At 52.4% G+C, this 9,742-nt stretch carries 11 protein-coding genes; all 11 read left to right on the top strand.

Going from position 1 to position 9,742, the window contains the following annotated elements; genetic code table 11:
• On the top strand, positions 1 to 337 hold a 337-nt coding region (locus tag VMT71_15750; GenBank protein HVN25428.1), incomplete at its 5' end, for an NAD-dependent epimerase/dehydratase family protein.
• Between the two features lie 17 nt (positions 338 to 354).
• The gene (locus tag VMT71_15745; protein HVN25427.1) at positions 355 to 1,200 is read left to right on the top strand and encodes an ABC transporter permease; all 846 of its coding nucleotides are present in this window, start codon (positions 355 to 357) and stop codon (positions 1,198 to 1,200) included.
• Positions 1,200 to 2,471: an ABC transporter ATP-binding protein gene (locus tag VMT71_15740; protein HVN25426.1), complete on the top strand. Its 1,272-nt coding sequence runs from the start codon at positions 1,200 to 1,202 to the stop codon at positions 2,469 to 2,471. Before VMT71_15745 ends, VMT71_15740 begins: the two co-directional genes overlap by 1 nt.
• A complete protein-coding gene (gene rfbF / locus VMT71_15735) occupies positions 2,468 to 3,241 on the top strand; it encodes a glucose-1-phosphate cytidylyltransferase (protein ID HVN25425.1) in 774 nt (257 codons plus the stop codon). The genes VMT71_15740 and rfbF overlap by 4 nt, the downstream gene beginning before the upstream one ends.
• 139 nt (positions 3,242 to 3,380) lie before the next feature.
• A complete protein-coding gene (gene rfbG / locus VMT71_15730) occupies positions 3,381 to 4,460 on the top strand; it encodes a CDP-glucose 4,6-dehydratase (GenBank protein ID HVN25424.1) in 1,080 nt (359 codons plus the stop codon).
• Positions 4,457 to 5,677 (top strand): class I SAM-dependent methyltransferase, encoded by a 1,221-nt coding sequence (locus VMT71_15725; protein HVN25423.1) that lies wholly within the window; start codon positions 4,457 to 4,459, stop codon positions 5,675 to 5,677. Before rfbG ends, VMT71_15725 begins: the two co-directional genes overlap by 4 nt.
• A 117-nt stretch (positions 5,678 to 5,794) precedes the next feature.
• The gene (rfbC, locus tag VMT71_15720; GenBank protein ID HVN25422.1) at positions 5,795 to 6,340 is read left to right on the top strand and encodes a dTDP-4-dehydrorhamnose 3,5-epimerase; all 546 of its coding nucleotides are present in this window, start codon (positions 5,795 to 5,797) and stop codon (positions 6,338 to 6,340) included.
• 61 nt (positions 6,341 to 6,401) lie between these two features.
• Positions 6,402 to 7,271, top strand: a complete 870-nt coding sequence (gene rfbD, locus VMT71_15715; GenBank protein ID HVN25421.1) for a dTDP-4-dehydrorhamnose reductase — start codon at positions 6,402 to 6,404, stop codon at positions 7,269 to 7,271.
• 2 nt (positions 7,272 to 7,273) lie between these two features.
• A complete protein-coding gene (gene gmd, locus VMT71_15710; protein HVN25420.1) occupies positions 7,274 to 8,431 on the top strand; it encodes a GDP-mannose 4,6-dehydratase in 1,158 nt (385 codons plus the stop codon).
• A gap of 90 nt (positions 8,432 to 8,521) precedes the next feature.
• Positions 8,522 to 9,376, top strand: a complete 855-nt coding sequence (locus tag VMT71_15705; protein ID HVN25419.1) for an ABC transporter permease — start codon at positions 8,522 to 8,524, stop codon at positions 9,374 to 9,376.
• A gap of 28 nt (positions 9,377 to 9,404) precedes the next feature.
• Positions 9,405 to 9,742, top strand: a 338-nt coding sequence (locus tag VMT71_15700) for an ATP-binding cassette domain-containing protein (GenBank protein ID HVN25418.1), incomplete at its 3' end; no start/stop codon positions are given.

Genomic DNA, 9,742 nt, shown 5'->3' with positions numbered 1-9,742 from the left:
TGTCGTGCTCTGGGGTAGTGGTGAGCCATACCGTGAGTTTCTCCACGTGGATGACCTCGCTTCGGCCTGTGTGACACTGATGGAACACTATGATTATCCGGAAGTGGGTGAATTCCTGAATGTGGGAGCCAGCGACGATATGCGTATTAAGGAGCTGGCCCTTCTCGTCAAGAACATTGTTGGCTTTAAGGGCAAAATAAACCACGACATGACAAAAAAAGATGGTGTTCCCAGGAAGCTTCTCGATAGCAGCCGTTTGAAAAAATTGGGCTGGTCACCGGCAATACCAATTACTGACGGCATACGGCAGGCCTATGCGTGGTATACATCGTCGTGATCAAGGAGATGGTATAAATGAGTGTGAGCCCGGCCGACTCCTCGGCTCCGATCATCAGGATACGTCGGTCTCGAGGAATAGCCGCCCTGCAATTGAAGGATTTGTGGAACTATCGCGAACTCGTCTATTTCCTGGTGTGGCGCGACATCAAGGTGCGCTACAAGCAAACTGTCATAGGGGCTGCCTGGGCCATCCTCCAACCCTTGGTAACGGCGCTCATCTTTACCCTGGTGTTCGGCATTTTGGTCGGTGTGCCTTCAGACGGCCTGCCCTACGCAGTATTCCTCTACACGGCGCTCGTCCCCTGGAGCTATTTTTCAGAAGGGATCAGCCGCGGTGGAGCGAGCGTCGTCGCGAACACAAACCTTATCAGCAAAGTCTACTTCCCCCGTCTGGTGATCCCAGTCGCTTCAATTATAACGCCGGTTATCGATTTCGCGCTCTCCTTTCTCATCCTGCTGGGCCTCATCGCCTGGTTTAGCATCACGCCGACATGGGCGATTCTAACACTGCCCCTCTTCTTTCTTCTGACCGTAATGACGGCACTCGCTGTCAGCCTCTGGTTCTCCGCACTTAACGTAAGGTACCGGGACGTGGGCTATACTATACCTTTCGTGATCCAGGTCTGGATGTTTGCTTCACCCATTATCTATCCCGTCACCATAATACCCTTCAAATGGCGCCTGCTATACAGCCTGAACCCGCTGGTGGGCGTGGTCACCGGTTTCCGCTGGGCCCTGTTGGGCAAGGAAAGTCCAGATTTCTGGACCATGGGGATAAGCGTCGCAGGCGTCCTCATGCTACTGGCAGGAGGCGTTCTCTATTTCAGGCAGACGGAGCGGACCTTCGCGGACGTGATCTGATGGGCCAAAGTACTATCACTGTTGACAGCATTTCCAAACAGTACAGCATCGGGCCGACCCGGGCCTATCACACACTACGCGATCAGCTCGCCAATGGTTTTAAGAGGCTCTTCAGCCACCCGCCTGTGTGTGACGATGCAGAGAACAGCATTTGGGCACTGAGGGATGTCTCCTTCGAGGTGAAAGAGGGCGAGGTGATGGGGATTATAGGTCGGAACGGGTCCGGGAAGAGCACACTGCTCAAGATCCTCTCCCGCATCACCGAACCGACCGAGGGTGGTGCGGAAATCCGCGGTCGCGTCGCATCCCTGCTCGAAGTAGGTACAGGCTTTCACCCTGAACTGACAGGCAGAGAGAACATTTACCTGAGCGCAGCCATCCTGGGTATGAGAAAATCAGAGATCACGCGCAAATTCGACGAGATACTGGCCTTTTCAGAGGTGGAACGCTTAATAGATACGCCCGTAAAGCATTATTCAAGCGGCATGTATGTGCGCCTTGCCTTTGCTGTGGCGGCTCATCTGGACCCCGAGATCCTGCTCATTGACGAGGTGCTTGCCGTGGGTGATGCACGATTCCAGAAAAAATGCCTCGGCAAGATGGAGGAGGTTGGCAAAGAAGGTCGCACCATCCTGTTTGTGAGTCACAACATGGCCATGGTCGCATCTCTGTGCAGCAATTGCATATTGCTTCACGAAGGGCACGTGCTCGCATCCGGTCCCGCAAGCAGTGTCATCCAGAAATATTCTTCCGAAGGGGCAGAGATTGTAGGTGAAATTGATTATACAAAAAGCAGCCGCAAGCCCGGAGATACCACTGCGCTCTTGCTGAAGGCCCGCCTGACCAATGAAAAAGGAGAGGTGATTACCGAGACCCTTATAGACCGACCCATCGTCGTTGAAATGGAATACCAGGTAGCGGTCGATGGGGCCCGTCTGACGCCCAATTTTCACATTTTCGGCCCTGGCGGCACATGTGCATTCGTGACATCGGACGCAGTTATAGACCCTCCTGGTTTGCTAAAAACTGAGCGCGGCGTCTATCGTGCGCGCTGTACGATCCCTGGCAACTTTCTTAACGATGGCATTTACTACGTGGGTTTCGCTGTAAGCACCATGGAAACGCTGAAGATACATTTCTACGAAAAAGATCTGCTCAATGTGAACATAATTGATCCGATAGAAGGGACTGTTACAAGAGGCAATTATTTTGGCCCGATGCCGGGTGTGGTGAGACCGGTCCTATCCTGGGAAAGCGAGAGGCTCTCATGAAGGTGGTAATTCTTGCGGGTGGAATGGGTACGAGAATAAGCGAAGAAACCACGGTACGTCCGAAACCTATGATCGAGATCGGTGGAAAGCCGATCCTCTGGCACATCATGAAAATTTATTCCCACTTTGGGTTTAATGATTTTGTCATCTGCCTCGGTTACAAGGGCTACATCATAAAAGAGTACTTCTCCAACTACTTCTTACATATGAGCGATGTTACATTCGACATGGAACGGAACACCATGGAGGTTCACCAGAAATATGTGGAACCCTGGAGGGTTACGCTTGTGGACACCGGCACCGATACACAGACTGGAGGAAGGGTCAAGCAGATCGCCTCGTATATCGGCAAAGAAAGGTTCATGCTGACCTACGGGGATGGTCTGGCAAACGTGAACATCAACGCCCTGGTGGACTATCACAAGACGCACGGCAAGCTGGCGACCGTGACCTCTGCACAGCCCTCGGGCCGCTTCGGAGCGCTTATCTGCGACGCCGTAAATAAGGTTACCTCATTCCAGGAAAAGCCTGCGGGAGACGGTTCATGGATAAACGGCGGGTTCTTTGTTTTTGAATCTGCGTTGTTCGATCGCATAGCAGGAAACAATACAGTCCTCGAACGGGAACCACTCGAAGGACTGGCTCGCGACGGCGAACTCGTAGCTTACAAGCACAGCGGTTTCTGGCAACCCATGGACACACTGCGGGACAAGCTCCACCTTGAGGAGCTCTGGACAAGCGGCAAAGCACCGTGGAAAGTGTGGGAGTAAGAACAGTGGCAAGTGATGAGTGGCTAGTGTTTAGTGAAGAATTTGAAGATTTGACTAGACACCGCGCTTATGCGAGAGAATGTACCTTCGGCTGTTCACCAAACACTATACACTAAACACCAAACATTGAGGTTTTACTGTGGACGCAGACTTCTGGAAAGATAAAAAGGTTTTTGTCACCGGGCACACCGGCTTCAAAGGCTCATGGCTCTGTATCTGGCTTAACCTTCTCGGGGCAAAGGTTTACGGTTACGCACTCAGACCGCCGACCGTACCCAGCCTTTTTGAATTGGCCAGTGTAGGGGAACTGGTACAGTCAGTCATTGCAGACGTTCGGGATCTGTGGTCCCTGCAGGATGCGCTGGCACTCTTCTCTCCGGAGGTCGTTATTCACATGGCAGCCCAACCCATCGTTCGCGACTCCTACGAACGGCCGGTTGAGACATACGAGATCAATGTCATGGGCACCATTCATCTCCTCGAGGCTGTGAGAAACTCTTCCGGCATAAAGGCAGTCATCAATGTCACGACAGATAAGTGCTATGAGAACAGGGAGTGGGTCTGGCCGTACCGCGAAAACGAACCCATGGGTGGCTACGATCCCTACTCCAACAGCAAAGCGTGTTCGGAACTGATCACCTCTGCATACCGCAGCTCTTTTTTTAATCCGACGAAATATGGGGTTCACGGCGTGGCTGTGGCATCGGCCAGGGCAGGCAACGTGATCGGAGGAGGGGACTGGGCGCCCGACCGTCTTTTACCCGACTGCATCAGGGCACTGCTGAAAGGCGAGAAGGTCCTCATAAGGAATCCGCACGCAATTCGGCCGTGGCAATACGTGCTGGAGCCCCTTTCAGGCTATCTCACGCTTGCCGAACGGCTTTACAACGAAGGTACCCGCTACGCCGAAGGGTGGAATTTCGGTCCGCCTGAGGCAGACGCTAAACCCGTAGAGTGGCTTGTGCAGCGGCTCTGCGAAAAATGGGGGGAGGATGCAGGGTATGAGATTGATCAGGGGGAGCACCCCCATGAAGCACAGTACCTGAAGCTCGACTGCGCAAAGGCCGCCTCTCTTTTGGGCTGGCGTCCCCGCTGGAGCCTAGATGTCGCGGTGGACCGTGTGATCGAGTGGACAAAGGCGTACCGTGAACGCAGGGACCTCCGGGAAGTCTGCGAGCGGCAGATCAAGGAATACTGTGACAACGCAGGTGAATTATGATTTGCAGGTTTTGCGGCAAAGAGGATATTTACAAATTTTTAGACCTTGGAAGTATGCCGCCGGCAAACAGCTTCCTTACGCCGACCGAATTAGCTTCGACCAAGGAAAGTGCCTACCCTCTCGATGTCTACTTCTGCGACGTCTGCAACCTTGTACAGATAGGCTATGTAGTGCCTCCAGACGAACTCTTTAAGGAGTACATTTATTTTTCCTCAACATCCGATATGGTACATAATCACGCGAATTATCTTGCCTCGAGCTTCCAGGCGCGATTTGGTCTCAACAAAAACTCCCTGGTCGTGGAGATCGCAAGCAATGATGGCACGGTGCTTCATCATTTCAAGAAACTCGGGGTGAGAATACTCGGTGTTGAGCCGGCTACAAACATCGCAAAGGTTGCCAGTGACGCCGGTATCGAGACCCTCAACGACTTTTTCAACGAGGCAACGGCTGACGTCATCAAGGCTCGTTACGGCAGCGCCGACGTGCTGCTCGGCAGACATGTTTTTGCACATGTTCCGGAGATCAGGGGTTTTGTCAAAGGGCTGAAGAATCTGCTCGCGCCCCAAGGTGCCGTCGTGATTGAAGCTCCCTACCTTATCGATTTTATCGAAAAGACAGAATTCGATACCGTTTATCACGAGCACTACTCGTATCTCTCTGTGCGTTCCATGTCGTTCCTCTTCAATCTCTTTGACATGGAGGTTTTTGACGTGGAACGTGTGACGATCCATGGAGGTTCCATGCTCTATTTCGTCGGCCACAAGGGAGCCCATACGTTGAGCGACAACGTGGCACGCCTGGTGAACGAGGAATTGCGCAAAGGACTCAACAAAAGAGACACCTATGGAGAGTTTGCAAGGAGAACGCTGAAAATCAAAAGTGATCTTTTAGCCTTTCTGCAAAACCTCAAGGCTGCCGGTAAGCGGGTAGCCGCCTACGGGGCACCGGCCAAAGGCAACACCCTTCTCAATTATTGCGGTATCACCACTGATCTTGTGGCCTACACTGTTGACAAGAGCCCCCACAAGCAGAATCTGTACACGCCAGGAGCGCACCTCTTCGTGTACCCACCGGAAAAATTACTCGAGGATCAGCCCGACTACGTACTTCTCCTCGCCTGGAATTTTGCCGACGAAATCATCGCGCAGCAGCAGGAGTACATCAGGCGTGGCGGCCACTTTATCATGCCTATACCGGATGTAAAGATAGTATAAAGTGAGCAGTGGGCAGCGACGCAAGATTTCATGCCTGAAACGCACTTGCCCTCCCAGTTAGTAAGTTTCCACGGCTCACCGCTTACTGCTTACTGCTTACTGCTTACCGGGAGTGAAATGATCTTCACTGAAACCACCATCGGTGGTGCCTTTATCGTCGACCTCGAAAGGATGGAGGATGAGCGCGGTTTTTTTGCGCGCAGCTTCTGCCGGGAAGAATTCCAGGTTCATGGTTTGAAAACAGAGATTGCGCAGTCGAACGTCTCGTTTAATGTCAAGAGAGGTACTCTACGTGGAATGCACCTCCAGATAGCGCCTTGTGCAGAAGCAAAACTGGTCCGCTGCACCCGGGGAGCAGTGCATGACGTCATAATCGATCTGAGGCCTGACACTCCCACGTTCTGTAAATGGATTGCGGTCAGGATGACGGAGAACGATGGGCGGGCAGTCTACATCCCGGAAGGCGTAGCTCATGGCTTCCAGACACTTGACGACAACACCGAACTCTTTTACCAGATGTTCACGCCTTATGTTCCCGAGTGGCAGAGGGGCGTGAGATGGGATGACCCCACATTCCGAATTGTTTGGCCTATCCCCAACCCAACCATATCGGAACGCGACAGGAACTATCCGCTCTTCGACCGCATAAGACCGCTCTCCTAGAATGAGGCACTTTTCTCTTGATTGCTAACTGCTCACTGCTTACCGCTCGCTGGTTACGGGAATGAAAATCCTGCTTATCGGTAAGACCGGCCAGCTAGGCAGCGACCTGCTGCGCAACAACCCGGGGCATGAAATCTATGCCCCTCCGGAGAATCTGTTCGATATCACGGTGCAGACGGCCATAGACCGGGAGATGGGCGAATTCAGGCCGGATACCGTGATAAATACGGCTGCCTTCACCAATGTACCTCTCTGTGAAACAGAATACGGGCTAGCGTTCAAAGTGAACTGCATTGCGGTACGAGACCTGGCCTTGGCCTGCAAAGGGATCGGCGCCCTCTTCGTCACCTTCAGTACCGACTACGTCTTCGGCGGCGAAAAAAGAAGCCCCTATCTGGAGGATGATCGCCCTTCGCCTTTGCAGGTCTATGGCATAACGAAGCTTGCAGGTGAATATGCTGCCCTGTCGGCCGCGCCTGACCATGCCGTTATCGTGCGCACGTGCGGGCTTTATGGCAGACAGGGCACCTGGGGGAAGGGTGGCGGGAACTTCGTTGACAACCGCATCAAGGACGCCCAATCGCAAGCTACGCTGGAAATTGGAAATGACCAGACGGTCTGTCCGACAAGCACAGACGACCTGAGTCGAGCTGTCTTCAACCTCATCGAACATTCCGCCAGTCAGCCAGGGATCTATCACCTGGTAAATGAAGGAGAATGCACCTGGTATGCATTTACCAAGGCAATTTATGAGCTCATGGGGATGGCCACCGAAGTGAAACCCGTTGACCGAAAGGGGATGACCGGCACGATGCGGCGCCCACTCTATTCGGCGCTCGGCAATACAAAAGCAAAGAAAATGGGCATCACCCTTCCCTTCTGGAAAGATGCTTTAAGAAATTACATCAAAAGTAAATATGATGGAGGCTGATCGTGGCAAAGAAAGCATTGATAACCGGAATCACAGGGCAGGATGGTTCTTATCTCGCCGAGTTTCTCCTTTCAAAAGATTACGAGGTCCATGGGTTGATCCGGAGGGCGAGCACGTTTAATACCGGACGCATCGACCACATCTATACAGACCCTCACACCCCTTCTGCGCGTCTTTTTCTGCATTACGGAGATCTTTCGGATTCAGGACAGATGGCCAACCTGATTTACAATATACAGCCTGATGAGGTGTATCACCTGGCAGCCCAGAGCCATGTGAAGGTCAGTTTTGACATGCCCGAGTATACGGGAGATTCGACGGCACTGGGTACCACCCGCCTGCTGGAAGCCATCAGAAGGAGCGGCATCAAGACCAAATACTATCAGGCATCCTCATCTGAGATGTTCGGCGCGGCACCGCCTCCCCAGAACGAGCAGACACCCTTCCAGCCGAGGAGCCCCTACGCGGCGGCAAAACTCTACGCTTACTGGATGACCGTCAATTACAGGGATGGCTACAATCTCTTCGCGTCCAACGGTATACTCTTCAACCATGAATCGCCGCGGCGGGGCGAAACCTTTGTCACGAGGAAAATCACCCGGGCAGTGACAAATATACTGGCGGGAAGGCAGCAGAAGCTTTATCTTGGCAACCTCAACGCCAAGCGGGACTGGGGCTTCGCTCCCGAGTATGTCGAAATGATGTGGCTGATGCTGAACCAGGAGACTCCGGACGATTACGTCGTGGGGACGGGGGAGAGCTACACGGTGCGCCAGTTCGTCGACACCACCTTCAGATACCTCGGTGTAGAACTTGAGTGGCGCGGGCAGGGCAAAGATGAAACAGGCGTTGTCAGGAGCACGGAAGCGCAATGGGCGGAACGGTTACACAAGGGCGATACTCTGGTAGAGGTCGACCCCAAGTATTTCAGGCCTACCGAGGTCGTGTTTCTCCAGGCCGACATCACCAAAGCGCGCAAGAAACTCGGGTGGGAACCGCGTGTTACCTTTGATGAGCTTGTCAAAATCATGGCCGATTATGATGCGAAATTGGCAGGCATAGAACCCCCCGGAGCAGGAATCGAGGCAGCTGTGTGCCGCGGATTTACGTACACGAACCACGACTTCGCGTTTTACGAAAATATAAGGGAGAGGTGTTAGCCCTCATTCATAGTCCGAGCGAGACCCGGCCACAACATACGACTGGTACCAGACAGCATCACCCGCCCCCGAGTGATGACAGGAGTTAAGATGCAAAAGCAAGAAGTAACGATCTACGAGCCTTATTCCAGGCAAAAAATAGGTTTTCTGAAGACCTGGATGTTGATGGCAAGCAACATCGCTTCTTCGCGTCAGCTTATTTATCAAATTTTTAAAAGAGATTTCTTCGCGTCTTACAAGAAATCTTTTCTCGGAATCAGTTGGATCATTCTCGGCCCCTTATTTGGCATCATTTCCTGGGTGTTCATGAATGCCACGGGGATACTCAATCCGGGCGATGTTGGCATCCCATACCCCGCGTACGTCCTGCTAAGCACCTCGATCTGGGGTCTTTTTGTCGGCTTTTTTACAGCAGCGCAGGGGACATTGGGTTCGGGTGCGGCTTTCATTATGCAGGTCAAGTACCCCCACGAAGCTCTCCTGCTGAAGCAGATGGCACAGCATATAGCAAATTTCATCGTAACATTCTTGCTCAATATCGCAGTTTTGATAGCCTTTGGCGTGATACCCAGCTGGAAAATAGTCTTCTTCCCAATCCTCATTCTTCCCTTGTTTTTCCTGGCAGCCGGGATAGGATTGGTTGTGTCGGTCGTAGGAGTCGTCGCTGCGGAAATACAAACGGGCGTCAATCTTATACTCAGCCTCCTCGTTTATGTGACGCCCGTAATCTACGCGCCTACCTTCAAAAACCCAGCTCTGCAGACCATCATCAAATGGAATCCCTTGACATATCTTATTGGGATTCCGCGCGACATCATAATCTATGGAAGGGTTGATCATTTCGACAGATTTGTAATTACTTCGCTGGCATCACTGCTTGTTTTCTTGCTTTCGTGGCGACTCTTCTTCGTATCTGAAGATAAAGTAATTGAGAAGATGATCTAGGTAGTTGCGTGACGGAGAGAGGGCGGATATGGCAGTTGATATGATGGAGAAGAGGATGAGCGAACACGATTCACCCCGTCATCGCGAGAGTGACAGTGTGATTAAAGTCGAGAATGTCTCAAAAAAGTTTTGCCAGAACTTAAGAAGAAGCATGTTTTACGGGACCATGGATGTGGCCAGAAGCATGTGCGGGATCTCTTACAACCGCGGATGGCTGAGAAAAGCTGAGTTCTGGGCATTGCAGAACGTCAGCTTCGACCTGAAAAGGGGCGAGACCTTAGGGATAATTGGACAAAATGGCTCAGGCAAATCTACCCTGCTTCGCCTGATTAACGGCATTTTTCCGCCTGACGTCGGCAGAATCAC

Source organism: Syntrophorhabdales bacterium (assembly GCA_035541455.1).
Lineage (GTDB): Bacteria > Desulfobacterota > Syntrophorhabdia > Syntrophorhabdales > WCHB1-27 > JADGQN01.
This window is presented reverse-complemented; position numbering and strand designations above follow the sequence as displayed.